A 26,045-nucleotide genomic window follows, 5' to 3' on the forward strand; every position below is an offset into this window, starting at 1 on the left:
GGTATAAGTAGTTTTTCAGGGAGAAAGCGCCTTGCGCTCCTCTTCGGCCGAAAGCGGCGCGCCTGCCTGGATGGAGGCGAGGTAGGCGTCGACGGTCTCCTGTGCGGAGGCGGGCACGTAGCCTTCGGCCTGCGGCGTCGTCAGCGCGAGCCGCGTGGTCCAGGCGCCGTCCTGACGGCAGGCAACGGTCTGTGTGTTGCTTGCCGGCTGTGTCAGCCGGTATTCCCGGCAGAGCTCGCCGCGCTCGTCGCGGAAGGTGGCGACGACATGCAGCACGGAAGTGCCGAACGTCACGTCCCGGCCGGATGCCTCACGATCGAGGGCGGCGGCGATCTCTGCGCCGGAATCCGTCGCTGAAGGGCCCATGCGCCCGAGCGTGAAGCCGACGACGCCGGTGATGACGGCGACGAGGCTCGCCGCGATCGGCATCATCCACGACCGCGCCACCGGCCGGACGGGCTCCGGATGTGGCCTTGCGGGGAAGGAGACGACATTGTCCTGCGGCGGTGCTGATTTCTGTCCCGCCTCCTGCACCATGCGCTGCACCGCAACGGTCAGTGCTTCCGGCACCGGCTCGTCGATCAGCGGCTTGAGGGTGTCGCCGACCAGACGGCGGCTGTCGAAAAAGACGGCGAGCCGTTCGGCGAGGGCCTCGTCGTCGGCGAGCGCCTCTTCCAGGGCGAGGCTCTGCGCCTCGTCCAGTTCGCCATCGGCAAACGCCATCAATGTTTCGTCGTCGAATTCCTGTTTGCTCATAGAACGCCGCCTTTCGTATCGGACGAACGCCCGTCGCTGAAACTTATTCCCGTGAGTTCCATCAAATTTTTCCGTGCACGGGCAAGGCGGCTCATCACCGTGCCGATCGGAATGGCCAGCACTTCCGCGGCATCGCGGTAGCTCATGTCCTCCACGCAGACCAGAACCAGCACTTCGCGCTGTTCCGTCGGCAGCTTCTGCAAGGCGGCGGCCACGCCGGCGAGGTCCATGCGCGCATGGGCGGCCGCCTCGCCCGAGGGCACGGAGACGTCGAGCGCCTCGTCGATGTCGTCATGCGGGCCGGCCGTCTTCTGGCGGCGCAGGTGGTCGATCCACAGATTGCGCAGGATGCGGAACATCCACGCGTCGAAGCGGCTGTCGGGTGCAAAGCTGTCTGCGGCGAGGATCGCCCGCTCGCAGGCGGCCTGCACCAGGTCGTCGGCCAGTTCCCGTGAACGGCAGAGAGAAATCGCAAAACGTCTGAGGTTCGGCAGGAAGGCCACAAGCCGTTCCGGCACCGTCGGCATGGTGTTCGTCATGCAATTTCTTTGGCACGCCATGGAATAAGCTGTCGAGTCAAACGTATGTCAGGGATGACTATCAACAGAAGGCGGCACCGATGAACCGGTGTCGCCACGGGAGACGGACCATGCCGAGCCGCCTTATGGACAGAACCGTACGCCTTTCCCTCCTCGCTGCGCTGGTCATGGCCGGGGTCGTTGCCCTGCCTGCGCCGCAAGGTAGCCTGGCGCCGGGCGTGGCCATGGCCCTTGCCGACGACGACGACGGTGATGACGATGACGACGGCGGCAGCAGCCATCGCGGCGGCCGCGGGGATGACCGCCGCATGGAGACGCCGCGTATCCTGCGCCCGCTGTTCTCCCGTCCCGAGCGCGAGGTCCGGCGCGTGCCCGTGCGCCGGCCGGTCGTGGTGCCGGAGCGGGCGCAGAACGAGATCGTCGCGACGGGCCTCGATGAGGGCGCGCTTGCCGGCCTGACACAGGACGGCTTCGTCATCGACAGCCGCATCGAGGTCGCGCTGGTCGGCGGCGAGATGGTTCGCCTCATCGTTCCCCGGGGCATGACACTCGAGGCTGCGCGCGCCGCCGTCTCGGCCCGCAGTGCCACCGCGGCGGTGGATTTCAACCATTTCTACCAGCCGCAGGCGGCAGAGGCCGAAAAGGCGGCCTGCGTGCGGGAAAGCTGCGGCCTGGTGCGCCACATGGTCGGCTGGCCGACCGGAGGTGACGGCAGCGGCATGGCCTGCCTGAAGCCGCAACGCATCGGCCTCATCGACACGGCGATCAATGCCGACCATGCCGTTCTGGCGAAGGCGCGGCTGGAGGTGCTCAGCCTTGGCGACGAAAAGGGTGCGGCATCGGGCGAGCAGCACGGCACGGCCGTCGCGGCCCTGCTGGTCGGCGCACCCGGCAGCCGCGTGCCGGGCCTGCTGCCCGAGGCCGAGGTCGTCGCCGTGGATGCTTTCCAGCGTTTTCGCAAGACCGCCGACATCGCCAATGTCTACGACCTCGTACGTGCGCTCGACCTTCTCGTCCAGCGTGACATCCGGGTCGTCAACCTGAGCCTCACGGGTCCGGCCAATATGCTGCTGGAGCGGGCGGTGGCGGCCGCCGCCAGCCGGGGGATCATCATGGTTGCCGCTGCCGGCAATGACGGGCCGAATGCCGAGCCGGTCTATCCCGCCGCCTATGAGCACGTGATCGCCGTGACGGCGGTCGACAAGGCGCGCAATCCCTATCGCCGCGCAGTGCGGGGGGACCATATCGATATCGCGGCGCCCGGCGTCGGCGTGTGGACGGCGGCGTCGGTTTCCGGTGCAAGGCAGAAGAGCGGCACCTCGTTCGCCGCCCCCTTCGTCACCGCTGCCGTCTCCGTTCTCCTGACCGCCAAGCCCGGCCTTTCGCCGGACGCGGTCGAGGCGGAGCTGATGAAATCCGCCGAGGACATCGGCAAGCCCGGCAAGGATGCCGTCTACGGCTGGGGATTGCTCAACGCCCGCGCGTTGTGCGGAACCTAGTCCGCACCATCGAAGACGAGCGGCGGGCAATGCAGGTAGCGGGCAACCTTTCGCTTGGCGGCGATGTCCGTCCAGACCAGTTCGACGTCGCTTGCCTTGAGGCCCGTTGCTGCGGCGATCTCCGCTGGCGGCACGGTGTTCTCCAGCCCGTAGAGGCAGATGTCCATCTTGTCGTAGGGCAGGGCGAAGTAGAACTCTTCCTGGGTCTGCGGCAGGGAATAGGTGTCGGTGGTGGGCGGACGCGACAGGATGTCGGCCGGGACGCCGAGATGGGCGGCAAGCTGGAAGACCTGCGACTTGTAGAGGTGGGCGATCGGCTTGATATCGGCGGCGCCGTCGCCGTTCTTGACGAAGAAGCCCTGGTCGTATTCCAGCCGGTTCGGCGTGCCGAGCACGGCGAAGTTCAGCCGGTCGGCGTGGTAGTACTCGAGCTGCTTGCGGGTGCGCTGCTTCATGTTCGTCGCCGCGACGATGCCGAGATAGGCATTTGCCGACAGGCGCACCTTGCGCATTTCGCCGTCGGGCGCGCGCACGACGAGGGAGGAGATGTTGTAACCGCCCGTCGTCATCGGGTTGTCGAAGACGATCTTGGAGGCCCAGCCCGCCTCGTATTCCGGCACGGCCTCGCGGATGAAGGCGTCGCGGCGCGTATAACAGCCCATGGCGGCGAGCGATGGGCCGATATCCTCGACGATGCTCTCGATCCCGAAGGTTTCGGCGACGCTGCGCCCGAGGCGCAGGCTTTCCGGATCGGAATCGTTTTCCGGCATGAACAGGGCGAAGACGTTCTTTGCGCCGAGCGCCTTGACGGCGAGCGCTGCGCAGAGGCTGGAATCGATGCCGCCGGAAAGGCCGAGCACCAGGCCGCGCTTGCGCAGGTCGAGGCGCAAGCGCTCGCGCATCCAGCCGGTAATGCGTTCTACCTCTGCAGCGGGATCGAGCACGAGCGGGGCAAAGGTGAGCGTGTGGGACTTCGGCGCGGTCATGCAGGCGATCCTGTCTTTTGGCCAGTCGTAATGGCGGGTTCGGCGGCAAGCCGGCGGCTTGCCTTGCCGGAATCGGTCTTGGGAAGGGAATCCCGGAATTCGACTTGCTTCGGGACCATGTGGTCCTCGAGATGGCGGGCGCAGAAGCGCAGCACGTCCCGTTCGGTGAGGGCCGGGTCCGAGGTGACGACCACAGCCTTGACCGCCTGCCCGAGGACCTCATGGGGAATGCCGACGACCAGCGCTTCCGCGACGCCCGGCATGCGGCAGAGCACGTCTTCCACGGCTTTCGGCGCGACCTTCTCGCCGCGCGACTTGATGATGTCGTCCATGCGGGAGACGAAGGTGAGGTAGCCGTCCACATCCGCGGTGAAAAGGTCGCCGGTGTGGAGGCGCAGGCCATCCATACGCGGATCGGGCCGCAGCGCGCGGCGTGTCGCGGCCTCGTTCTGCCAGTAGCCGCGCATGACATGCGGCCCGCTGATAACCAGTTCGCCGACCGTGCCGGGCGACACAGGCGCGCCTGCCTCATCGACGACCTCGGCCCGGCCGCCCGGTATGGCGATGCCGACAGAACCGCGCCGGGCATCGATATCGCCCGGCGGCAGCCAGCTCGCACGGGTGCATTCGGTCTGGCCGTACATCGAATAGAGTTTCACTTGCGGCAAGAAGGCGCGCAGCCAGTCGAGATGGGCGAGCGGCATGGGCGCGGCGGCGCTGGTGACGTAGCGCAGGCTTGCAAAGAGCGACGCGTCGAGGTCGCGCGCCTGCATCATCATGGCGGCCATGGCCGGCACGAGGGGAAATCCGGTGACGCGCTCGTCGCGGATCCTCTCGAAGATCGCCTGCGGAAAGGCGAAGGATTTCTCGATGACCAGGGTCGCACCGCAGCGCATGGCGGTGACGAGCTGGTTGAGGCCGTAGCCGAAGGACATGGGCAGCACGACGAGAATGGTGTCGGCGGCGGTGTTCTCGAGATAGGTGGTGATCGCGCGGGCAGCGGCGTCCATGTTCTCATGGGCGAGCATCACGCCCTTCGGTTCCCCCGTCGAGCCCGATGTGTAGATCAGTGCCGCGAGATCCGTGTCGGGCAGGGGGTCGGCGATGAGCGGCGCGGCATCGAGCGCTGCCTCGAAGCCGCCGCCTGCCACGATGCGAGGTGTCGCGGCGATCTCTGGCGTTTCATCGAGCAGCCTTTCGAGGCGGCCTTCCACGAAGACCAGCGCGGGGGTGCAGTCGCGGGCGATCTGCGCGAGCCGCGTGCTCTTGGCCGCGGGGTTGACGGGGCAGACGACGGCACCCGCAATCCAGCTCGCGAGGACGGCGATGGCGGTCTGCCAGCCGTTGTCCAGGAGGATGAGAACGCGGTCGCCGCGTTCGACGCTGCGTGTGTGCAGCGTCGTTGCCATGCGTGTCGCAAGATCGAGGAAGCGCGCGTAGCTGAGCCGCACGTCGCCCGAGACGATCGCGGTCTGGGCGCCGTCGCGGGCTGCGCTGTCCTTGAGATATTGCTCGATCCGCATGGCCGGCTTGCCGTCAGGCCGCCTGCTTGCGGTCGATAAAGCCGGCGATGCGCTCGATCGTGTCGAGGTTGGTCGGGACGATGTCGGCATCGGCGACCTGGATGCCGAAGCGTTCTTCAAGGAAGCCGACGAGTTCGAGGATGCCGGTGGAATCGACGAGGTCGTTGTCGATCAGCGACAGGTCGGCCGGCAGCGGATGGCTGTCGTCGCCGAACAGGAAGTTTTCCACGATGAAGGTGCGGATTGCGGCTTTGGTCTCGTCGGACATGGTCAGCTTATCCCAATGCTGGATGCAGGTTCTGTGGATCGCGCGGCGCCGGTGCCGCGCAGGAGCTCGGTGGAGAGGATGCCGATGAAGGCCGTGTTGTCGCGGAAGCCGGAGACCTGTCCGTTGCGAACCTTCTCCTTCAGCTTGCCGACGGCCTGGACATTGAACAGCCCACCCTCGGCAAGCCGCTCCGGCGACAGCACGGTGTCGAGATAGGCCGGCGTGTGCGGGGCGGCGAAGCTCTCGCTGTCCGGCGCGCGATAGGGCTGTTTCGGACGGTCGATGATGGCCTCGGGTACGAGGCCGCGGGCGGCTTCCTTGAGAATGTGCTTTTCACGAAGGCCGAGCAGCTTCGTATCCGGGGCAAGGCCGGCGGCGAAGGCGACGACCCGGTGGTCGAGGAAGGGGAAGCGGCCTTCAACGGCATTGGCCATCATCACCCGGTCGCCCTGGCTGGACAGGATATAGCCCGGCAGCAGGAAGGCCGTTTCGAGATATTGCGCCTGGTGCAGCGGATGCCAGCGGCGGAAATCGGCCGGCAGCTGCGCTGCAAGGTCCTCGGCGGCGTCGTAGTTGCCAAGCGCCTCCTTGAGGCCGGCGGAGAAGAACAGCTTTGCCGCCGCCGTGGAGCGGAAGCGCGGGCGGTGGGAATAGAGCGGATCGTCGAGGGCTTCCGAGCCGAAGGCGAAGAAACGCGCGAGATATTCCGGCGTCTGCTGTTTGAGGCCCGGCAGATAGGGGTAGAGCCGCTGGAAGAGACGGGGGCGGTGGACGGATCCCGGTTGCCGGCCGCAGAAGCGCCGGACGCGTGCCTCACGGAAAAGGTCGTAGCCGGCGAAGATCTCGTCCGCACCCTCGCCGGTCAGCACGACCTTCATGCCGCGCTCGCGCACGCGGGCGGCAAGCAGGTGCAGCGGCACAGGGGCAGCGCGCAGGATCGGTCGCTCGATATGGCCCATCACTGCGGGCAGGTGGTGTGCGATCGCCTCCGTCGAGCATTCGACGCTGTCGGCGGCCGCATCGAGCGTGGCTGCCATCTGCCGCTGCCAGGCGCTTTCGTCGTGTTCCTCGCTGCGGAAGGTCAGGGAAAAGGTGCGAAGGCCGCGCGTCACGCTGCGCGCAGCAAGCGCGGCGATGATGGAGGAATCGATGCCGCCGGAAAGATAGGATCCGACGGGCACGTCGGCGCGCAGGCGAATGCGCGTCGCATCGGCGAGAAGCGCGCGCAGCTCCTCGACCTGGCTTTCGAACCGGCTGGCCGGCGGGACGTCGCCGCGATCGGGGAAGGAGAGTTGCCACCAGGGTCGGACCGTCTGGCGGTCGCCCTCGACGGTCATCAGGTGCCCGGGCGGCAGTTCGAAGATGTTGCGGTAGGCGGTGCGCGGCGGGATCGGGCACCAGAGCGTAAAGATCTGGTCGAGCGCCACGGGATCGATCTCGGCGACCATGCCGGGCAGGGCCAGCAGCGCGCCGATCTCTGAGGCGAAGAACAGCGCGCCTTCGTGCCGCGTATAGAACAGCGGACGCACGCCCATGCGGTCGCGGGCAAGCACAAGCCGACGGTTCTTCGCATCGTGGATGGCGAAGGCGAAGTCACCGTTGAAGTCCGCCAGGCAGGAAGGTCCCTTTTCCGCAAAGGCCGTGAGCAGAACCTCGGTGTCCGACGTGGTGCGGAACCGGTGGCCGCGGGCCGTCAGATCGTCGCGCAGCTCCACATAGTTGAAGATCTCGCCGTTGAAGGAGAGCGCGAGCGCCCCGTCATCCGTCGCCATCGGCTGGGCGCCGTCGGCAAGGCCGACGATGGAAAGGCGCGTATGGGCAAGGCCTGCATCGCTGCGGATGAGGATCCCTTCACCGTCCGGACCGCGATGGCGAAGCGCGGCGACCATGCGGCGCAGGTGGTCCGCCGCCCGTTCCGGCGCGATGTTTCCCCCGTAGTATCCAGCGATCCCGCACATGGCTTACCCGAACCGGTCGCCGATGAGGCGTGTCCAGCCTTCGCCGGCAAGGCCGTTGAGAAATGCCTTGCCGTTCGTCATCGCCTCCAGCAGTGCGGGGTCGCGGGTATGCACGATGGTCGAGGAGGTGTGCAGGAAGGCGCATTTCTTGCCAAGCATTGCCTGCAGCAAGGCCGGCTGTGTGCGGCCGCGGATGGCGACGAGGCCGCGGGCGTGCGCATTTCGTATCAGGCAATCGATGATGATGGATTCATGGCCGGGTTCCGCCATGATCTGGACCGTATGGCCGATACCGCCCGGGCCGCCATAATAAAGGTAGGCGCCCATGGCCTTGCCGGATCGGGTCTTGACGGCATGTTGGACACGTTCGCCATGCATCGCCTTGCGCGCGGCGTGCTGCAGCATCGTTTCCAGCATCGGTCTGTCCCAGACCGGACGCAGCGGGAAATGGCTGGAAAATTGCCTGCAAAGGTTGGCAAATTCATCATCGGGCACCGGCTCGTCGATGAAGGCGTCCGCCTTGCTTGCCTGCGGCGCGTAATGGGACCAGGTCTGCTTTTCGCTGCGCCGGGAAACGATGGCATCGGCGGCGCGGGCGATCGGGCGGAACAGTTTCAGGGCGGAATGGCGTCCGGCTGCGACCTCCAGCGAGAAGGCGGCCGGCTTGAGGATGCGCAGCCATTCGAGGCTGTAGGGCGCAAGGACCGTGGCGCGCGCCTTGCGCCACATGTCGGTGGAAATCGTGTTGGACGTCTCGGTGAAGGAGAAGTCCTGGGGTCCGGAGAACACGTCGCGCAGCAGGCGCGGAGCGGCGAAAGGGTCGCTGTCCCGGTCGTCGCAAGCGAAAGTGCCGCAGTTGGCGACCTTCAGGCGGCGGCCCTCGAACTCCATCTCCATCGGCAGGACACCGAGGAAACCTGAAACGCTGCCATCGGCGCGCACATGCACGCGGGAGCGCAGCTCCGGTTCTTTCTCGGAAAAGTCGATGAAGAGGGTGCGCAGATAGGTTTTCAGATCGTCGTTCGCCGGATCGGCGGTCTTGCGCAGCAGGCGCTGGAACAGGTCCGCGACCGCATCCACATCCCCTGCTTCAAATGAACGAACGCTCGACATCGATACCCACCCGGCCCTGTCCCATTCCGGGCCTCGTCCTGTTCTGCTTACGCGAGGAGCGTGAAGAAAAGGTCAAGAAAGCATTCTGGGTTGGTGACGTAACGTAAGGAGCGTGCCATGCGGCAACATGGCACGCTCCCCGGCAGACTACATGGCGTGACCACCGGCATAACCGAGGCTGGCTGCCGCCATCCAGACCGCCATGGCGATCATCATCAGGTTCTCCGTCAGCGAGATGAAACCGAGCGGCACGTTGCTGGAGCCGCCGACGCAGGCGCATTTCAGTTCACGCTTCTCGATATAGACCGCCGTGAAGACCGACACGGCGCCGATCGTGCCGATGAAGAGCGCGATCGGGATCGACAGCCCGTTGAGCGCGCCCGCCACCATCAGGATGCCGGCAAGACCCTCGGCATAGGGATAGATGTAGCTGTAGGGCACCCAGCGCTTGGCGAGCAGGTCGTAATTGAGGAACATGGTCGCAAAACTCTCGACATTCTGCAGCTTCAGCATGGCGAGAGCGACCATCGAGAAGGCGATGAACCATTCCGCGGCCCTGAGGGTGAAGGGCGTGCCGCTGACAGCGTAGCTTGCGGCCATTGCCATCAGCGCCGTCAGGGCGAAGAGCACGATGACGGGGCGGTAGGTGGTGGCCTTCGGATCGACGACGGGCTTGCCGAGATAGCGCCTCAGGTCGTCGTAGCCGCCGACGCGCACGTCGTCGATGAAAACCTGCGGCGTGGTGGGAACGGCGTGTTTCGCCTTGAAGGCGTCTGTTTCTCCGCGGCTCGTCAGGTGGCGGTCGTCGACCTCGTAGCCCGAGCGCTTCAGCAGGTCCTTCGCCTTCAGGCCATAGGGGCAGGTGTGGCCGGGCATCACCATGCGATAGAGGATGGCCGTGCGGCCGGCCTGATCGTTTCTGTCCAACATCTCACGTCTCCTGTCTTGTGAAATCGTTGGCAGGACTATAAGTTCCGTACCATGGTACGGAGTCAAGCCCCTGATGAACTGACGATCGGAAAACTTGCGGCGGCAGGCAATGTCGGCGTGGAGACCGTGCGTTTCTACCAGCGCAGGGGATTGCTCGCGACGCCCAGACGCCTCGACGGTATCCGTCGATACGGGCCGGCCGATGTCAGCCGTTTGCGGTTCATCCGGCAGGCGCAGGCCGCCGGCTTCACGCTGGAGGAAATCCGCCAGCTGCTCGCACTCGATTCCGGCGAGGACAGGGCGGCGGTGCGCGTCCTGGCGGCGAAGCGCCTTGCAGAACTGGAGGCCCGGATGGCGGAGCTTCAGGAGGCACGGCTGTCGCTGCAGAAGCTTGTCTCGGAATGTGCGGTCGGCAAGACCGGCCCCTGTCCCATCCTGAAATCCTTCAAGGCCTGAGCAGTCAGCCGCTCGGACGACCGGTTTACCCGTGGCTGCCCCGGCTGGGGCCGTATGTTTTCAATCCTGTTTTTCGAATTTTCTTCTGCGGAGAGGTGACCGCGGCGGCGCATGCCTTCCTGTGTGCAGAAATAGGCATCTGGAAAATTTGTAACATCTATTGACGATATTATAACGACTATATACGTTACAAATAGCGCTGGACGAAGAGGCGCATTCGGAGGAGAATCCATGAAAACCAGGACTTTGCTGGCAGGTCTGTCAGCGATGACGATCGCCCTTTCTCTGTCCACCGCCGCCGTGGCGAAGGACAGCTATCGCGTTGCCGTGATCCGGTGGGAGCCGAACGACATCTATTTCAACGGCGTGCAGCTCGGGCAGGAGATCGAGAGGAAGCGCATCGAGGAAAAGGATGGCGTGAAGATCGAGTTCACGGTGTTCGGCGCCAATGACGTGAGTGCGCAACGCAATGCGCTCGACGCGCAGATCGCCCGCGGCGTCGATGGCGTGCTCCTGGTTCCGTGGCGCGGCGAGGCGATGATCAAGGTGGTCGAGGACCTCGCCGCCAAGAACGTTCCGGTCGTCGTTTCCAATGCCTTCGTGCCGAAGTCCAAGTCGACCTTCGTCGCCTTCGACAACGAGACGGCCGGCCGCAAGGGCGGCGAGGCGATCGTGAACTGGCTCGACAAGAACCGAGGCGAGAGCTGGCGCAAGCAAGAGGGCGTAATCATCGAGCTGCGCTGCATCATCACCGCATCCTTCGACATCGGCCGCAGCGCCGGCTATCATTCGGCCTTCGATCCGATCGTCAAGGACAACCCGAACATCAAGATCGAATCCCATGAGGCGGGCTGCGACGGGTCCAAGGCCCGCAAGGTCGTCGACGACATGATCTCGCGTTACGGCAAGGACAAGATCCTTGCGGTCGCCAGCATCGACGGCACGATGGGTATCGGCGGTGCGATTCCGGCCTTCGGGGCGCAGGATATGCTGAAGAAGTCGGACGATCCGGCGCATATCCCGGTCGCGACGATCGACGGCACGCAGCCGGAACTCGCAGCGGTGGAGAAGGGCGATCTCACCCACGTCTCGGTGCAGCCGGCGACGGGCGAGGGCATCGTCTCCATGCGTCTGCTCTACGACATGATGAAGAGCGGCAAGCTTCTCGACAAGTCGGCTTCCGCCGGTACCTTCCCCATCGAGGGCGAGGAGCTCTGGGCGCCGGTCGAGATCGTGCCCTCCGAGGCCTTCGACGGCGACTGGTACAAGATCCAGGCCTATTCCGTACCGGAAGACGTGCCGGCGGCCGACGCCCGCAACTGGGCGAACCAGATGAAGGCCGCGAACTGATTGAGTGCCGGGCGGCGGCATGTCGGCCGCCGCCTTCCTTCCCGACCACGAGTAGAACCATGATCCAATCCGCCGCCCTCCCGGCGACCGGGACGCCGTCCTATCGCCTTGCCGGGTTGACCAAGAGCTTCCCGGGCCTCACCGCCGTCGCGGATGTCGATCTTTCCGTGCGCCGCGGTGAGATCCACGGCATCATCGGCCGCAACGGTGCCGGCAAGTCCGTGCTGATGAGCCTGATTTCCGGCGCGCAACAGGCGACGTCGGGCACGATCGAAATCGGCGGCGCGCCTGTCGCCATCGCCGACTACAATCCCGTGCGTGCCCACGGGCTCGGCGTTTCGCTCGTGCCGCAGGAGCCGAAATTCGCGCCGCGCCTGTCCGTCGTCGACAACATGTTCATGGGCCAGCCGCTGACCCGCAGGCTCGGCTTCCTGCGCCGTGCCGACATGCGACGCAAGGCCGTCGAGGTTGCCGAGGCCGTCGGGCTTTCCATCGATCCGGACGCGCTGATGCTGACGCTGCCCATCGAGAGCCAGCAATTGCTTGCCTTTGGCAAGGCGCAGTTCATCGACGAGGCGAAGGTCATCCTGCTGGACGAGATCACCGCTTCGCTCTCGCGCGAGCGCAAGACGATGCTGCTGTCGCTGCTGCGCGATCTCGTGCGCCGCCATCCCGACCGGTCCTACACGCTGATCTCGCACCACGTTTCCGAGATCATGGAATTCTGTGACCGCGTCACGGTCATGCGCGATGCCCGCGCCGTCGCCACGCTCGACGTCGCCGCCACCACCGGTGCGGAACTTGCCAACTGGATCGTCGGCGACATTCCCGTGATGAGCCTTGATGGCCTCGCGCGCGCCGTGCCCGAAGATCAGTCGCACCCCATTGCCCGCATTTCCGGCCTCACCCGTCACGGTGTCTTCGAGGACGTTACGCTGTCGCTCGGCACGGGCGATGTCATCGGTTTTGCCGGGCTGGACGGGTCCGGCAAGGACGAGGCGGCCGAAGCCCTGTTCGGCCTCGGCGTGCTTGACGCCGGAACCTTCGAGATGGAGGGCAGGGCGCTGCATCTTGCATCGCCCGGCGAAGCGATGAAGCACCGTATCGCGCTGCTGCCGAAACATCGCGAGCGCCAGGCCGTCATCCAGGGCCGCTCGATTGCCGAAAACACGCTGATTTCCAGCTACCGCCAGTTCTCCACCGCGCTCGGCCTGATCGATAGCCGCCGCGCCCGTCAGGTGACGGCCGACAAGATCGTCGAGTTCAAGGTCAAGGCCAAGGGGCCGGAGATCGGTATGAGCGGCCTTTCCGGCGGCAACAAGCAGAAGGTTCTGATCGCGCGCCTGACGCTGAACGCGCCGCGCCTGCTCATCCTCAACGAACCGACACGCGGCGTCGATCTCGCCACGAAACCCGAAATCCTCAAGGCGATCCGCACCGATCTGTCGCGCGACAGTGCGGTGATCATGCTGACGGAGAGCGAGGAGGAGATGATTACGGTCTGCGACCGCATCTATGTCTTCTTCCGTGGCCGCATTATCGCCGTCCTCAAACGCGGCGAGGAGAACTTCACCGTCTCCGCGCTCTACAAGACCATTCAAGGAGTTTGAACGATGTCCAGCACAGTCCGGCTGTTCTCCCGTCTGATGGAGCGCCACCTCATCTGGGCGCTGCTTGCCGTTCTCGTCGCCGTCGGGCTCACTGTTCCCGGTTTCGCCTCGCTGCAGAACATCACCAACGTGCTCTGGGCGGCAGCGCCGCTCGGCTGCATGGTGCTCGGCCTCTTCCTCGTCCTGCTCATCAAGGAGGTCGATCTCTCGCTGGAATCGAGCTTTGCCTTTGCGCCGGCCGTTGCCATCGTGGCGATGACGGTCTGGGCGCCTGATGTGGTCCATCCCGTTCTCGCCGTCATCCTGACGCCGGTTGTTGGCCTGCTTGTCGGCCTTGCAGCAGGCGCCTTCGCGGTAAACCTGCGCGTCAACGCCTTCCTCGTGACGCTCGCGACGCTGCTCGTGATGCGCGGTGCCGTGGTCTTCCTCATTCCCGAGGGTGTCTACTACCTGCCAGCCGAGTATACCTATCTCGGCGAAGCACGCTGGTTCGGCATTCCGGTTGCGATCTTCGTCTGGCTCGTGCTCTACGGCGTTGCCTATATCTTCATGGAGCGCCATCGCATCGGCAAGGAGATCTACGCCATCGGCAACAACGAGGAAGCCGCCTTCCTCGCCGGTGTAAAGGTGCACCGCACGAAAATCCTCTGCTTCGGCATTGCCGGCCTTGCCGCCGCCGTCGGCGGCCTCCTGGAAGTCGGGCGCCTGCAATCGGTCGTCGCCGATCTCGGCGAAGGTGACATCCTCATGGTCTTCGCCGGCACCATTCTCGGCGGTACCAGCCTTAATGGCGGCATCGGGCGGCTTTCGGGCGTGTTCGGCGCGGTCATCGTCATCGCCATCATCGAGAACCTGATGAACCTCACCGGCATCGAGCCCTCGATCCGCCAGATGGTCTTCGGTTGCGTGCTGCTCGTCGCGATCTATCTTGCCAGCCTGCAGGACCGTTTCGCCCTGCATGCAAGCCGGAACTGACGGGAGAGAACGATGGCGCTGCTTCTGGGCATCGATAATGGCCTCACGGTCACCAAGGCGGTGATTTTCGAGGAGGACGGCACGCCGGTCGCCGTCGCGCGGCGGCGGGTGCCGCAGTCTTTCCCCGAGCCGCGCCATGTCGAGCGCGACATGGCGGGCCTGTGGACCGCGACCGCCGAGGCGATCCGTGAGGCGATCGAGAAGAGCGGCCGGCCGGCCGGCGATATCACGGCCATCGCGGCCACCGCCCATGGCGACGGTCTCTACCTGCTCGACGGTGACAAGCGCCCGCTCGGCGCCGGCATCCTCTCGCTCGACAGCCGCGCCGGCGGGATCATCGATGCGTGGGAGAAGGACGGCGTGGCGCGACGCGCGCTGGAGCTGACCGGCCAGACCGCCCACGCCTCGGCGCCCTCGGCCCTGCTTGCCCATATCCGGCAGCACGAGCCGGAGCGCTACCGCGCCATCGGCCATGTCTTCACCTGCAAGGACTGGCTGCGCTTCTGCCTGACCGGTGTCGTCGGCACCGATCTGACCGAGGCGAGCACGAGCTTCACCAATGTGCGCACGCAGGCCTTCGACAGGGCGGCGCTGGAGGTCTTCGGCCTCGGCGACCTCTGGCCGGCCCTTCCACCTGTTGCGCGGCCGGATGAGATCATCGGTACGGTAACGCGCGACGCGGCGGCAGCGACCGGCCTCCTCGAGGGCACGCCCGTTGCCGCCGGCCTGCACGACGTGACGGCCTCGGCGCTCGGCATCGGCGGCCATGCGCCGGGTCTGCTGGCGGTCGTCGCCGGGACCTATTCGATCAACGAGCTGGTCACCGAGGAACCGATGGCCGATCCGCGCTGGTTCTGCCGCAACGGCATCCGCAAGGGCTGGTGGAATTCAATGGCCATCTCCCCGGCCTCCACCGCGAACTACGACTGGTTCCTCGACAATTTCTGCCGCGACCTTTCGGAAAGGGCCGAGCACGAGGCGACCGACATCCATACGCTGCTGCAGCCGGAACTTGCGCGAGCGCTGGAAAAGCCGTCGGACATCGTCTTCCATCCCTTCCTCTTCGGCTCGCCCTTCGGCAGCGGTGCAAGCGCCGGCTTCTTTGGCATGCACGGCTGGCACGAGCGCGGAGACCTTCTGAAGGCCGTGCTGGAAGGCATCGTCTTCAATCACAAGCTCCATATCGACGACCTCCTGTCGCGCGTGCCGGTGGAGCGCATGCGCATCAGCGGCGGTGGCGCGCGCAGCCCGGTTCTGGCGCAGATGTTCGCCGACGCGACGGGGCTCGCCGTCGACGTTTCCTCCGCCGACGAGGCGGCCGCCTGGGGCGCGGCGCTCGTCGCCGGTACTGCGGTCGGGCTCTATGCGAGCCCGGAAACCGGCGCGGCAGCGACGACCCGTATCCTGCGTTCCTACCAGCCGGATACGGTGCGCAGCGCCCGGCTTGCCGAGCGCTACAATCTCTATAGACAGCTTGCGGACGGGATGGCGCCCCACTGGCGGGCCATCGAGGATCTTGCAAAACGGTCAAGGGGAGTGGACGGATGAAGGCGGAAGCACGGCGCGAGGAGATTGCCGACTACATCATGAGGGCCGGCCAGGCGCGCATCGAGGATCTCGTCGAGCATTTCGGCGTGTCGCGCATGACCATTCACCGGCATATCGACGCGCTCGCCCAGCAGGGTGTGCTGCGTAAGCTGCACGGCATGGTCACAGTCCAGCCTTCCGGTCTTTACGAAAGCACGTTCCGCTACCGCGAGACGGTGGGCAAGGGGGAGAAGGAAGCGCTCGCCCGCGCCGCCATGGCCTATGTCGAGGCCGGACAGGCCGTGATGCTCGACGATTCTTCCACGGCCTGCGCACTTGCGGACCTCCTGCCGGAGGCCCATCCGCTCACCGTCATCACGAACAGCTACATTTCGACGGGCAAGCTGATCGAGGCCGAAGAAGTGGAACTGATCAGCCTCGGCGGCAAGTACCACCGCAACTACAACGCCTATATCGGCATCACCTGTGAGAAGGCGGTATCAAGCCTTCGGGCGAACGTTCTCTTCTGTTCCGCCTCTGCCATCGACGGCGTGACGGCGTTCATCCAGGACGCGCAGGTCACCAAGGTCAAGCAGGCGATGATGGCCTCGTCGAGCCGCAAGATCCTGCTCGTCGATTCCTCGAAATTCGGCAAGGTCGCCCTCAACGTGCTGAGCGATCTGACCGCCTTCGACGTCGTGCTGACGACGGATCGGGTCGACGAAGCGGTGAGGGCGCGTCTGAAAGACGCCGGCGTCAAACTCGAAATCGTGAAAATGGGCAAGAGTACATGAATGCGACAGCAGCAGGCGCCGCCGCCTTTCCCGGCGGCATGGGCGAACGGATGGTGGCGATGGCGGCGCGCGGCACGGTCGACGTTCTCATCGTCGGGGCGGGCGTCAACGGCGCGGGCCTTTTCCGCGACCTGACGGCCCAGGGGCTCGACTGCCTGCTGATCGAGAAGAACGATTATGCCGCCGGCACCAGCGCGGCGCCCTCCCGTCTCATCCACGGCGGGCTGAAATATCTCGAGACGGGCGAGTTCCGCCTCGTCGCGCAGTCGACGCTGGAGCGCAACCTGCTGCTCGCCAATGCGCCGCACTACGTCAAGCCGCTGCCGACGCTGATCCCGATCTTCTCCTGGACGAAGGGCATCGGCGCGGCGCTGCGCACGCTGTTCGGCTCGAAGAGCGCCCCGCGCAGCCGCGGCGCGCTGCTCGTCAAGATCGGCCTGATGCTCTACGACTTCTATGGCGCGCGCCACCGCGTCATGCCGCGCCATTCGACGGCAAGCCGGGCTGCCTCGCTGCGCGATCTGCCGGCGCTGACGCCCGATATCGTGGCGACGGGCACCTATTACGACGCCACCGTCACCCATCCCGAGCGCCTGATCCTCGAACTCGTGCGCGACGGCCTTGCCGACAGCCCGCGGTCCGCGGCGCTCAACCATGTCGGGCTGGAGCGCGCCGCGGACGGCGCCCTGACGGTCAAAAGCCTCACCGGCGAGGCGGCGGCGACGATCCGACCGAAGATCGTCGTCAACGCGGCCGGTCCCTGGATCGACGAGGTGAACGCCATCCTCGGCGAACCCTCGCGCATGATCGGCGGCACCAAGGGGTCGCATATCCTGCTCGACCATCCTGACCTGTTGAAGGAATTGAAGGGACGGATGATCTATTTCGAGGCGGATGACGGGCGCATCTGCCTGGTCTTCGAATATCTCGGCCGTGCCCTTGCCGGCTCGACCGACATCAAGGCGGCCAATCCCGATACGGTGCGTTGCGAGCCCGACGAGGTGGAATACCTCCTCGAAAGCCTGCGCAGGCTCCTGCCGAAGCTTCGCTTCTCTCGCGACCAGATCGTCTATGTCTATAGCGGTATCCGCCCGCTGCCGGCTTCCGATGCGAAGGATCCGGGCCTCATCACCCGCGACCACGCGACGCCGGTCCTCGAACCCGCCGCCGGCCGGCCCTATCCGGTCTATTCGCTCGTCGGCGGCAAGTGGACGACCTTCCGGGGCTATGCGGAAGAAGTGGCGGACATGCTGATGAAGCGCCTTGGCGCAAGCCGCAAGGCTTCGACCCGAGACCTCGCCATCGGCGGGGGGCGTGACTATCCGAAGACCGAGGCGGGAAAGCAGGCGTGGATTGCCGGTCTCGCGCGGGAAACCGGGCTTGCGGAGAAGCGCGTCGGCGATCTCTTCGCCCACTACGGCACCACGGCGCGGGTCGTTGCGGCGCATGTCGCCGCGGTTCCGGCCGATGCGCCGCTTCCCGACGCTCCGGACTACAGCACCGGCGAGGTGGATTACGTGCTGCGCAACGAGCAGGTCGGCTCGCTGGCGGACCTGGCCTTCCGTCGCACGACGCTTGCCGTGACCGGCCGTCTGACGGCGCGACTGGTCGAGGCGCTCGCCGTCCAGGCGGGCGAGATGTTCGGCTGGGATGCGGCCCGCCGTGCCGATGAAATCGCCGCCGTTCGCGCGCGGCTGAAGACCTTCCATGGAGTTGATCTGACATGATGCCCAAGAGCTACGACGAGAAGATGGCGCGCATCCGCGCCGGCACCTACCGATCGGGTGATTTCATCCTCGTCGATGCCAAGGATGCCGACATTTCCGGCGGCATCCTGACGACGGGTTTTCGCCGCGGCGCAGACGGGATCGCGGCCGGCAGCCGCACGCGCCGGGAGTTCCTCGCCGAGATGGAAACCCTTATCGCGGAAAAGGCCGTCGATGTCATGCTGGGCTCTGCGAGCAACATCGAGCGGCTCGTCGAGCGCGGCAGCTTCGACGGCAGCCCCGTGACGCCGGCCTTTCGTGCCAACGAGACGACCGACGTCTGGCTCAACATCCGCGGCGGCCGCTATCGCGAGACGCCGGCTCAGCCCTATCGCGGCGCCGATCTTCTGCGCACGCAGGCTGAGCTCTGCCTGTTCTCGATGACCTTCAACAACGATGCCGTTGCAGACGTCGCCATGCTGGAGGCCTACCGGACCTTCCGCGCCGACGCACGCACCGCCGGCAAGCGGCATTTCCTCGAAGTGTTCAATCCGAATGCCGCAACGGGCTTCGGCGTTGCCGAGACCGGCGCCTTCGTGAACGACTGCATCGTACGGGCTTTGGCGAGCCTCACGCGCGCCGAGCGGCCGGAATTTCTGAAGATCGTCTATAACGGCCGCCGCGCGCTCGAAGAGCTGGTCGCTCATGACGACACTGTCGTCGTCGGCGTGATGGGCGGGGCGAGCGGCACGCATCGCGATGCGATGGAAATGGTCGCCCGCGCCGAGGCGAGCGGCGCCCGCCTCGCCATTTTCGGCCGCAAGATCAACCTTGCCGAACACCAGCTGTCGCTGACGACCTGGATGCGCGCCGTCGCGAACCGAAACGTGACGCCGGCGGAAGCCGTGCGCGGCTATCACGGCGACCTGCAGCGGTTCGGCCTGAAGCCGGACCGCGCGCTCGACCTCGACAACACGATCACCGATGCGGCACTGAGGGAAGACGGTAGCCCGTAGCCGTCTGCGCAGAAGCGGCCGATCCAAATGCAGTTCGCCCCGGCTTGCCGGGGCGAACGTGTTTTCAGGCTTTGTCGCTTGATCAGACCGTGAGGTAGGAGGAGATGATCGACGCGATCTCCGATTGCGCATCGCTCTCGGCCTTGGGCTCTGCAGAGCTCGGATCTTCCGCTGCAGACTCGTCGCTCATGGGCGGAGAGGCGAAGTTCTGTGCGCCCCCGCCACCTTGCGGCAGGGCGTTGATCTGTGCCGAGGTCATGGCGGCAAGCTGGCCGGGCGTGAAGGCGGCAGCCTGCTCGGTGGAAAGACCGGCGAGTGTCGCCGTGCCGAGGCCGGAAATCGCGCTTGAGCTCAGCGAGATGATATCCTCAGCCGAGAACGTGGCTAGGTCGTCGGCACCGAGGGCCGCGGCCTGTGTCGCCGTCAGCGCACCGATCTGGTCGGACGAGAGCGCCCCCACCTGCTGGGCGCCGAGTGCCGACATCTGGCCATAGGTGAGAGCGGCGACCTGAGCCGTCGACAGGGCTGCGATCGACGCCGTCGACAGTGCGCCGATCGTGCCGCTCGAAAGCCCGCGGATGGCTGCCGTGCCGATGGCCGCCAGCTCCTCGGAGGAGATGGTCTGCATCTGTGCGGAGGTGAGGCCGGCAATGCCCGGCAGGCTCAGCGCGGCGATCTGGGCCAGCGACAAGGCCTCGACCTGTGCGGTGCTGAGTGCTGCGATCTGGGCACTGCTGAGGCCGGAGATCGCTGCCGTGCCGAGGGCGGCGATTTCACCTTCGGAGAGCGTTGCCATATAGCCCGGCGGCAGGCCCTTGATCGCGCTGGCGCTGATCGCGGCGAGCTTGCCGTGCGAGAACGTGTCGAGCGCCTCGGTCGAAAGGCCTGCAAGGGCGGATGAACCGAGGGCCGCGATCTGGCTTGTCGTGAGCGCTTCGACCTGTTCCAGCGTCAGGCCGCCGGTCTGCGTGCTGGTAAGACCGGCCACACCGCCTGTGCTGAGCGCTGCGATCTGGGCAGGCGTCAGTGCGCTGACGTCGATGGCATCGAGGGCGGCAACCTGCTTGGAGGTGAGGGCTCCCAGCTGCTGGGTGGAAAGCCCGGCGACCTGAGCGGAGGTGAGGGCGGCGACCTGGCTTGTGGTGAGCCCGCTGATCCCCGCAGCGCTGAGTGCGGCGATCTGGCTGGCCGAGAAGCCGGCAAGCACCGCCGGCGACAGGCCGGCAATCGCGCTCGAGCTGATGGCCGCCATGTCGGCCGTCGAGAACAGCGCGATGTCATCCGCATCGAGCGCCGCGATCTGCTGCGAGCTCAGGGCGCCGACCTGGGCGCTTGTCAGCGCCTCGACCTGGTCGGCGGTCAGCGCGCCAATCTGGGCGCTCGACAGGCCGGAAATGCCGGAGGGGCTGAAGGCGGCGATCTGCTCGGGGCTAAGCGCGGCGAGCGTTGCCGTCGACAGACCGGACATGGCCCGTGAATTGATCGCGGCAAGATCGGCCGTCGAGAACAGTTCGAGGTCTTCGGCCTCAAGCGCTGCGATCTGATGCGAATTCAGCGCGGCGACCTGCTTGCTGGTCAGGGCCTCCGCCTGGCTGCTGGAAAGCGCTGCGACCTGCGCGGTGGAAAGGGCGGCGATGCCGGCCGTGCCGAGGGCGGCGATCTGCTCGGGCGAGAGGACTGTGATGTCGTCCGTACCGAGCGCGCCGATCTGTGCCGATCCGAAGGCGGCGAGCTGGGTCTTGGTCAGCGCCTCCAGCTGGTCGCTGCTGAGGGCGTTGACCTGTGTGGATGTCAGGCCGGCCCCGTTCAGCGCTGCGATCTGCGCCGTCGTCAGGGCCGCGATGGTTGCCGCCGACAGGCCGGAGACCGCGCCTGATGTGATTGCGGCCATCTCGGCGGCGGTGAAGGTCTCCATCGTGTCGGCGCTGAAGGCGGCGACCTGGCTGGAACTCAGTGCGGCGATCTGGCCGCTGGTCAGCGCCTCGGCCTGGCTGGTGGACAGGACGGAAATCTGGTCCGTGGTGAGGCCGGAAACACCGGCCGAGCCGAGGGCGGCGATCTGCGCCGGCGAAAGGGCGGCGATGTCGTCCGTGCTGAGCGCTGCGGTCTGCTTCGACCCGAGGGCGGCGAGCTGGGCCGTGGTGAGCGCACCGACCTGATCGGTGGAAAGGGCGGCGATCTGGCTGCTCGTCATGCCGGAAAGGCCGGCCGGGCCGAGCGCGGCGATCTGGCTCGTCGTCAGCGAGGCGAGCATGTCGGTCGACAGGCCCGACATCGCGCTGGAGCTGATGGCGGCCATGTCGGCGACGGAGAAGGTGTCGAGGTCGTCGAGATCGAGCGCCGCGATCTGGCGCGAGGTGAGGGCGGCGACCTGCTTGCTGCTCAGGGCCTCGGCCTGGGCGGTGGAGAGCGCCGCGATCTGGTCGGTGGAGAGGCCGGCAATGGCGGCCGTGCTGAGGGCGGCAACCTGCTCCGTCGAAAGCGCTGCAATGTATTCCGTGCCGAGCGTTGCGATCTGCCGGGCATCGAGGGCGCGAACCTGGGCAGGCGACAGGGCGTCGAGCTGGGCGCTGGTGAGGGCCTGGATCTGGCGGGTTGCAAGGCCGCCGATCGCAGCGGTGCTGAGGGCTGCCACCTGCGCCGTCGAGAGGTTTGCGATTGCGGCCGTCGAGAGGCCGGAGACCGCGTTCGCGCCGATGGCGGCGATCTCGCGCGTCGAGAAGGTAGCGATGTCGTCGGTCCCGAAGGCCGCAAGCTGCGCCGAACTCATCGCGCCGATCTGGGTGCTGGTGAGCGCCTCGGCCTGGGCGACGCTGAGCGCTTCGAACTGCCGTGCCGTCATGCCGCCGATACCGGCGGTGCTGAAGGCTGCGATCTGGGCGGTCGAAAGGGCCGCGAGCGTTTCGGTCGAGATACCGGCAATGGCGTTCGAGCCGATGGCGGCGATATCCCGGGTCGAGAAGGTGGCGAGGTCATCGGCACCGAAGGTGGCGAGCTGGGCGGAGCTGAGGGCCGCAACCTGCTGGCTGGTCAGGGCTTCGGCCTGCGCCGTGGAGAGGGCGGCGAGCTGCTGGGCGCTCATCGCGCCGATGGCGGCGGTGCTGAAGGCGGCAATCTGTGCCGTCGAGAGCGCGGCGATTGCGGCCGGAGACAGCCCGGCGATGGCGCCGGAGCTGATCATGCCGATATCCCTCGGCGAGAAGGTGGCGATGTCGTCGGTGCCGAGTTCGCTGATCTGGTCGGATTTCAGGGAGCCCACCTGCGCGCTGGTCAGCGCTTCGGCCTGGGCGGTGGAAAGGGTGGCGAGCTGTTCGGAGGTGAAGCCCGCGATGCTGCCGGCATTGAGCGCGGCGATCTGAGCCGTGGTCAGCGCCGCCACGTTGTCGGTTCCCAGCGCGGCGATCTGCGCGGAGGAGAGTGCCGCCATCTGGCGGTTGTTGAGGGCGTTGATCTGCGTCGTGGTGAGTGCCGCGATCTGATTTGCGGTCAGGCCGGAAATGCCGACGCCGCTGAGCGCATTGATCTGCGCGCTCGTCAGCGAGGCGATGTCGGCGGGGCTGAGGGCACCGACCTGTCCGGAGTTGAGCCCGCCGATCTGTGCCGTGGTCAGGGCCGCGACCTGCTCGGAGGTGAGGCCCGCCATCTGGTTCGTGGTGAGGCCGCTGATGGCGGCCGGGTTGAGACTGGCGATCTGCGCGGTGGAGAGGACATCGATGTCGTCGTCAAGGCCGGCGAGCTGGGTGGCGTTCAGCGCCCGCAGCTGGGCAGTGGAGAGCTGGCTCACCTGCTGCGAGGTCAGCGCATCGAGCTGGCTGCTGGTCAGGCCCGTCATGCTGCTCGTGCTGAGCGCGGCAAGCTGATCGGAGGAGAGCGCGGTGATGGAGCCGGCACTCAGGCCGGGAATGGCGCGGAAGGAAAGGGCGGCGACCTGCGCGGTCGAAAGCGCCCGGATGTCTTCCACCTCGAAGGCGCCGGCCTGCGTGGGGGTGAGGCTGGCGATCTGGGCGGTGGTGAGGGCGGCGATCTGGGCGGAGGACAGCGCCTCGATCTGCCGGGCGCTCATGCCCGGGATCGCATAGCGGTCGAGAGCGGCGATCTGGCTGGCCGAAAGGCCGGTGAGCACATCGGCATCAAGCCCGGAAATCGCCCGGCTGCTGATGGCCGCAAGGTCGGCGCTCGAGAAGGTCGCTATGTCGGCCGCGGTCAACGCGGCAAGCTGGTTGGCGCTCAGCGCCTTGACCTGGGTCGGGGTCAGGGCCTCGATCTGTGCCGTGCTCAGCGCTTCGATCTGGCTGGGCGAAAGGATAGCGATGACACTGGCACTGAGGGCTGCGATCTGGCCGGTGGTGAGCGAGGCGAGGACCGTTCCGTCCATCCCGGAGAACTGCTTGGCGGAAAGGCCGGCGATCTGCGCGGTCGACAGCGCGCCGACCTGCTCGTCCGAAAGCCCGATGAAGGCATCGGACGTGATGCCCTGCATCGCCTTGGTATTGATCGCCGCTATGTCCTCCGTCGAGAAGGTGGCAAGGTCGTCCGCGCCGAGGAACGCGATCTGCTGGGCGCTGAGCGCGCGGACCTGCACCGGCGAGAAGGCCTCGACCTGCTCGGGGGTGAGGGCGGCGATCTGCGTCGACTTCAGGCTGGCGATGGCGCTGGTTCCGAGGGCCGCGATCTGGTCGGTGGAAAGCGCGGCGATGGCCTCACTGCTGAGGCCGGAGATGGCCTTGGCATTGATCGCGGCGATATGTGCTTCGGTGAGCATCGCCATGTCTTCGGGGCCGAGGGCTGCAAGCTGTGTCGCGCCGAGTGCCGCGACCTGGGCGGTGGAAAGCGCTTCGATCTGTTCGGCTTCGAGGGCGCGGATCTGCGCACCCGTGAGGCTGCCGAGCGCGCCGCCGCTGAGCGCGGCGATCTGGTCGGTGGTGAGGGTCGCGACGGCGGCCGTGCTGAGGCCGGAAATGCCGCGATTGCTGATGGCCGCCATGTCCGCGGTCGAGAAGGTGGCGATGGCGTCCGGCGCCAGTGCGGCGAGCTGGACGGCGCTCATGGCGCGGACCTGATTGGGCGTGAAGGCCTCGACCTGCTCGGTGGTGAGCGCGGCGAGCTGCGACGATTTGAGGGCCGTGATCTGGCCGGTCGTCAGTGCCGCGATCTGCTCGGGGGTGAGGCGGGAGATGGAGTCGCTGCCGAGGCTGGAAAGCGCGTTGACCGAAAGCGCGGCGATATCGGCGGTCGAGAAGGTTTCCAGCGCCTCGGGAGAGAGAACGCCGACCTGCCGGGCCGTCAGCGCCTTGACCTGCGCGACCGTGAGGGCTTCGGCCTGTGCGACTTCGAGCGCGGCGATCTGCTGCGTCGAGAGGCCGGGGATCGATTTCACGCTGAGCGCGGCGATCTGGTCGGTGGAAAGGCTGGCAATCGTGCCGGTGGAAAGGCCCGTTACGGCGCTCGCCGAGAGGGCGGCGATGTCGGCGGTCGAGAACACCGCAAGGTCATCGGCTTCGAGCGCGGCGATCTGGGTTGCGGTGAGCGCCTTGGCCTGCACCGGCGAGAGGGCTTCGACCTGGTCGCTGGCGAGGACGGCGATCTGGGCGGTCGTCAGGCCGGGGATGGCGCTGCTGTTGACGGCGGCGATCTGGAGCGTGGAGAACAGCGCGATGCCGGCGGTGCCGAGCGCGGCGATCTGTCTTGCGGAAAGCGCGTTGATCTGCGCCGTCGACAGTGCCTCGATCTGCGCCTGCGAAAGGGCGGCGACGGCGGCGGTGTTGAGCCCCTTCAGCGCGGTGTTGTTGATGGCGGCGAGGGCGTCGCTGGAGAGCGCGGCGATATCGTCGGCACCGAGCGCGCCGATCTGCGCCATGTTCATCCCGCGCACCTGGGTGGACGTGAAGAGCTCGATCTGGGCCGGGCTGAGGGCATTGATCTGCATCACCGTCAGGGCCTGGATGGCGGACGGGCTGAGCGCCTCGATCTGGTCGGCGGAGAGTGCGGCGATGACGCCGATGCTGAGGCTGGGAACGGCACGGCTGGAGATCGCCGCGATATCCTGGCTGGAGAAGGTGGCAAGGCCGGACGATCCCATGGCCGTAAGCTGCTGGCCGGTAAGCGCGCGGACCTGCGCCGGGGTCAATGCCTCGATCTGCGCGGTGTTCATGGCGCTGATCTGGGTCGATCGGAGACCTGTCAGCGCGCTGGTGCTGAGCGCTGCGATCTGTGTCTCGCTGAAGGCGGCAACCGCTTCGGCGCTGAGTGCCGCGATCTGCGTCGGCTTGAGGAGTGCGACCTGCGCAGTCGTGAGTGCTGCGATCTGTTCCGGGGTCAGCGACGTGGTCTGCGCCGGCGTGAATCCCGCGATGGCGAGCGGCGTCAGGGCGCTGATCTGTTCGGAGGAAAGGGCGGCGATGGCCGCGGTGCCGAGAAGCTGCACGGCCTTGTAGCTGATGGCGGCCATGTCGTCGGTGGAGAAGGTCGCGATATCCGCGGGGTCGAGGGCGGCGAGCTGGGCGGCGCTCAGCATGCGGACCTGCGAGACCGTCAGCGCCTCCGCCTGCTCGGACGACAGGCCTCTCATCTGGGTCGCGGTGAGGGCGGCGACCTGGGAGGGGGCAAGGTTCTCGATGGCGATTTTGTCGAGAGCGCTGAGCTGGTCGAGCGACAGGCCGATGATGGCGCTTTGCGAAATGGCGCTCAGCTGTCGGGTGTTGAGGGTCTCGATGTCCTCCACTTCCAGCGCTGCGATCTGCTTGGAAGAGAAGGCATTGAGCTGGCTCGTGGAGAGCGAGGCGACGTCCTCCGTCGTCCAGGCCAGGATTGCCGAAGTGGAGAGTTGCTTGATCTGGGCGATGCTCAGGGTGGGCACGATCGACGTCATGGGCAAAGTCCTGAAATATGGAATCGAAAGAACAGCAAATTCACCATTCGGCTGATTTTCGATACAATCGCGAGCTTGCCTGAACCTGTACGTGGAGGTTGCGGGGCGGAATGCCTGAATTCCCGGGAGTTTGCGGGCTTTCCTGCCCGCGCGGGACGGCCGAAGGGTGCG

The 26,045-nt window shown here is 66.4% G+C and carries 18 protein-coding genes; 9 read left to right on the top strand and 9 right to left on the bottom strand.

The features are described from left to right. Nucleotides 1-15 precede the first annotated feature (15 nt). The gene (locus tag P9A16_RS16070) at nucleotides 16-756 is read right to left on the bottom strand and encodes an anti-sigma factor family protein (protein WP_024271376.1); all 741 of its coding nucleotides are present in this window, start codon (nucleotides 754-756) and stop codon (nucleotides 16-18) included. Further along, complete coding sequence (locus P9A16_RS16075) at nucleotides 753-1,295, bottom strand: RNA polymerase sigma factor (RefSeq protein ID WP_023517513.1); 543 nt, start codon at nucleotides 1,293-1,295, stop codon at nucleotides 753-755. Before P9A16_RS16075 ends, P9A16_RS16070 begins: the two co-directional genes overlap by 4 nt. Nucleotides 1,296-1,405: 110 nt before the next feature. Between P9A16_RS16075 and P9A16_RS16080 the strand changes: the two genes are divergently transcribed. Then, nucleotides 1,406-2,794 (top strand): S8 family serine peptidase, encoded by a 1,389-nt coding sequence (locus tag P9A16_RS16080; RefSeq protein ID WP_024271375.1) that lies wholly within the window; start codon nucleotides 1,406-1,408, stop codon nucleotides 2,792-2,794. On the opposite strand, the gene nadE is transcribed toward P9A16_RS16080, so the two are convergent. The 6 genes from nadE to P9A16_RS16110 all read right to left on the bottom strand — a co-directional run bounded on the left by nadE (nucleotide 2,791) and on the right by P9A16_RS16110 (nucleotide 9,572). Next, complete coding sequence (gene nadE, locus P9A16_RS16085) at nucleotides 2,791-3,780, bottom strand: NAD(+) synthase (protein WP_023515751.1); 990 nt, start codon at nucleotides 3,778-3,780, stop codon at nucleotides 2,791-2,793. The two genes, P9A16_RS16080 and nadE, sit on opposite strands and share 4 nt — an antisense overlap. Continuing rightward, on the bottom strand, nucleotides 3,777-5,303 hold the full coding sequence (locus P9A16_RS16090) for a class I adenylate-forming enzyme family protein (RefSeq protein ID WP_023515752.1): 1,527 nt from the start codon (nucleotides 5,301-5,303) through the stop codon (nucleotides 3,777-3,779). The genes nadE and P9A16_RS16090 overlap by 4 nt, the downstream gene beginning before the upstream one ends. 13 nt (nucleotides 5,304-5,316) lie before the next feature. After that, complete coding sequence (locus P9A16_RS16095) at nucleotides 5,317-5,571, bottom strand: acyl carrier protein (protein ID WP_023515753.1); 255 nt, start codon at nucleotides 5,569-5,571, stop codon at nucleotides 5,317-5,319. 2 nt (nucleotides 5,572-5,573) lie between these two features. Further along, entirely contained in the window at nucleotides 5,574-7,529 is a 1,956-nt protein-coding gene (gene asnB, locus P9A16_RS16100; RefSeq protein ID WP_023515754.1) for an asparagine synthase (glutamine-hydrolyzing), read from the bottom strand. A 3-nt stretch (nucleotides 7,530-7,532) separates the two neighbouring features. After that, nucleotides 7,533-8,609, bottom strand: a complete 1,077-nt coding sequence (locus P9A16_RS16105; protein ID WP_245290449.1) for a hypothetical protein — start codon at nucleotides 8,607-8,609, stop codon at nucleotides 7,533-7,535. 180 nt (nucleotides 8,610-8,789) lie between these two features. Next, nucleotides 8,790-9,572: a glutaredoxin family protein gene (locus P9A16_RS16110; protein ID WP_023517106.1), complete on the bottom strand. Its 783-nt coding sequence runs from the start codon at nucleotides 9,570-9,572 to the stop codon at nucleotides 8,790-8,792. A gap of 51 nt (nucleotides 9,573-9,623) precedes the next feature. Here P9A16_RS16110 and P9A16_RS16115 point away from each other — a divergent pair, with 51 nt between their 5' ends. The 8 genes from P9A16_RS16115 to P9A16_RS16150 all read left to right on the top strand — a co-directional run bounded on the left by P9A16_RS16115 (nucleotide 9,624) and on the right by P9A16_RS16150 (nucleotide 19,006). Next, complete coding sequence (locus P9A16_RS16115) at nucleotides 9,624-10,028, top strand: MerR family transcriptional regulator (protein ID WP_023517105.1); 405 nt, start codon at nucleotides 9,624-9,626, stop codon at nucleotides 10,026-10,028. A gap of 231 nt (nucleotides 10,029-10,259) precedes the next feature. After that, nucleotides 10,260-11,378: a sugar ABC transporter substrate-binding protein gene (locus P9A16_RS16120; RefSeq protein WP_023517104.1), complete on the top strand. Its 1,119-nt coding sequence runs from the start codon at nucleotides 10,260-10,262 to the stop codon at nucleotides 11,376-11,378. A 59-nt stretch (nucleotides 11,379-11,437) separates the two neighbouring features. After that, the gene (locus P9A16_RS16125; protein WP_023517103.1) at nucleotides 11,438-12,988 is read left to right on the top strand and encodes a sugar ABC transporter ATP-binding protein; all 1,551 of its coding nucleotides are present in this window, start codon (nucleotides 11,438-11,440) and stop codon (nucleotides 12,986-12,988) included. 3 nt (nucleotides 12,989-12,991) lie between these two features. Continuing rightward, nucleotides 12,992-13,963, top strand: coding sequence for an ABC transporter permease (locus tag P9A16_RS16130; RefSeq protein ID WP_023517102.1), 972 nt, complete (start codon nucleotides 12,992-12,994; stop codon nucleotides 13,961-13,963). A 12-nt stretch (nucleotides 13,964-13,975) separates the two neighbouring features. Then, the gene (locus P9A16_RS16135) at nucleotides 13,976-15,511 is read left to right on the top strand and encodes an FGGY-family carbohydrate kinase (protein WP_024271373.1); all 1,536 of its coding nucleotides are present in this window, start codon (nucleotides 13,976-13,978) and stop codon (nucleotides 15,509-15,511) included. Next, nucleotides 15,508-16,284, top strand: a complete 777-nt coding sequence (locus tag P9A16_RS16140; protein WP_023512106.1) for a DeoR/GlpR family DNA-binding transcription regulator — start codon at nucleotides 15,508-15,510, stop codon at nucleotides 16,282-16,284. Before P9A16_RS16135 ends, P9A16_RS16140 begins: the two co-directional genes overlap by 4 nt. A gap of 38 nt (nucleotides 16,285-16,322) precedes the next feature. Continuing rightward, complete coding sequence (locus P9A16_RS16145; RefSeq protein WP_051758789.1) at nucleotides 16,323-18,011, top strand: glycerol-3-phosphate dehydrogenase/oxidase; 1,689 nt, start codon at nucleotides 16,323-16,325, stop codon at nucleotides 18,009-18,011. Then, on the top strand, nucleotides 18,008-19,006 hold the full coding sequence (locus tag P9A16_RS16150) for a hypothetical protein (protein ID WP_023512108.1): 999 nt from the start codon (nucleotides 18,008-18,010) through the stop codon (nucleotides 19,004-19,006). Before P9A16_RS16145 ends, P9A16_RS16150 begins: the two co-directional genes overlap by 4 nt. Before the next feature lie 82 nt (nucleotides 19,007-19,088). Here P9A16_RS16150 and P9A16_RS16155 read toward each other — a convergent pair whose 3' ends face one another. After that, a complete protein-coding gene (locus tag P9A16_RS16155; RefSeq protein ID WP_278025757.1) occupies nucleotides 19,089-25,874 on the bottom strand; it encodes a beta strand repeat-containing protein in 6,786 nt (2,261 codons plus the stop codon). Nucleotides 25,875-26,045: the final 171 nt, after the last annotated feature.

This window comes from Shinella sp. 838 (genome assembly GCF_029623935.1).
GTDB lineage: Bacteria > Pseudomonadota > Alphaproteobacteria > Rhizobiales > Rhizobiaceae > Shinella.

Bases quoted from the DNA above. Each gene is read 5' to 3' on its own strand.
- P9A16_RS16110 (WP_023517106.1), bottom strand. From the start codon at position 9,572: ATGTTGGACAGAAACGATCAGGCCGGCCGCACGGCCATCCTCTATCGC.
- P9A16_RS16080 (WP_024271375.1), top strand. From the start codon at position 1,406: ATGCCGAGCCGCCTTATGGACAGAACCGTACGCCTTTCCCTCCTCGCT.
- asnB (WP_023515754.1), bottom strand. From the start codon at position 7,529: ATGTGCGGGATCGCTGGATACTACGGGGGAAACATCGCGCCGGAACGG.
- P9A16_RS16140 (WP_023512106.1), top strand. From the start codon at position 15,508: ATGAAGGCGGAAGCACGGCGCGAGGAGATTGCCGACTACATCATGAGG.
- P9A16_RS16095 (WP_023515753.1), bottom strand. From the start codon at position 5,571: ATGTCCGACGAGACCAAAGCCGCAATCCGCACCTTCATCGTGGAAAAC.
- nadE (WP_023515751.1), bottom strand. From the start codon at position 3,780: ATGACCGCGCCGAAGTCCCACACGCTCACCTTTGCCCCGCTCGTGCTC.
- P9A16_RS16115 (WP_023517105.1), top strand. From the start codon at position 9,624: ATGGTACGGAGTCAAGCCCCTGATGAACTGACGATCGGAAAACTTGCG.
- P9A16_RS16120 (WP_023517104.1), top strand. From the start codon at position 10,260: ATGAAAACCAGGACTTTGCTGGCAGGTCTGTCAGCGATGACGATCGCC.
- P9A16_RS16150 (WP_023512108.1), top strand. From the start codon at position 18,008: ATGATGCCCAAGAGCTACGACGAGAAGATGGCGCGCATCCGCGCCGGC.
- P9A16_RS16145 (WP_051758789.1), top strand. From the start codon at position 16,323: ATGGGCGAACGGATGGTGGCGATGGCGGCGCGCGGCACGGTCGACGTT.
- P9A16_RS16130 (WP_023517102.1), top strand. From the start codon at position 12,992: ATGTCCAGCACAGTCCGGCTGTTCTCCCGTCTGATGGAGCGCCACCTC.
- P9A16_RS16075 (WP_023517513.1), bottom strand. From the start codon at position 1,295: ATGACGAACACCATGCCGACGGTGCCGGAACGGCTTGTGGCCTTCCTG.
- P9A16_RS16070 (WP_024271376.1), bottom strand. From the start codon at position 756: ATGAGCAAACAGGAATTCGACGACGAAACATTGATGGCGTTTGCCGAT.
- P9A16_RS16135 (WP_024271373.1), top strand. From the start codon at position 13,976: ATGGCGCTGCTTCTGGGCATCGATAATGGCCTCACGGTCACCAAGGCG.
- P9A16_RS16090 (WP_023515752.1), bottom strand. From the start codon at position 5,303: ATGCGGATCGAGCAATATCTCAAGGACAGCGCAGCCCGCGACGGCGCC.
- P9A16_RS16155 (WP_278025757.1), bottom strand. From the start codon at position 25,874: ATGACGTCGATCGTGCCCACCCTGAGCATCGCCCAGATCAAGCAACTC.
- P9A16_RS16125 (WP_023517103.1), top strand. From the start codon at position 11,438: ATGATCCAATCCGCCGCCCTCCCGGCGACCGGGACGCCGTCCTATCGC.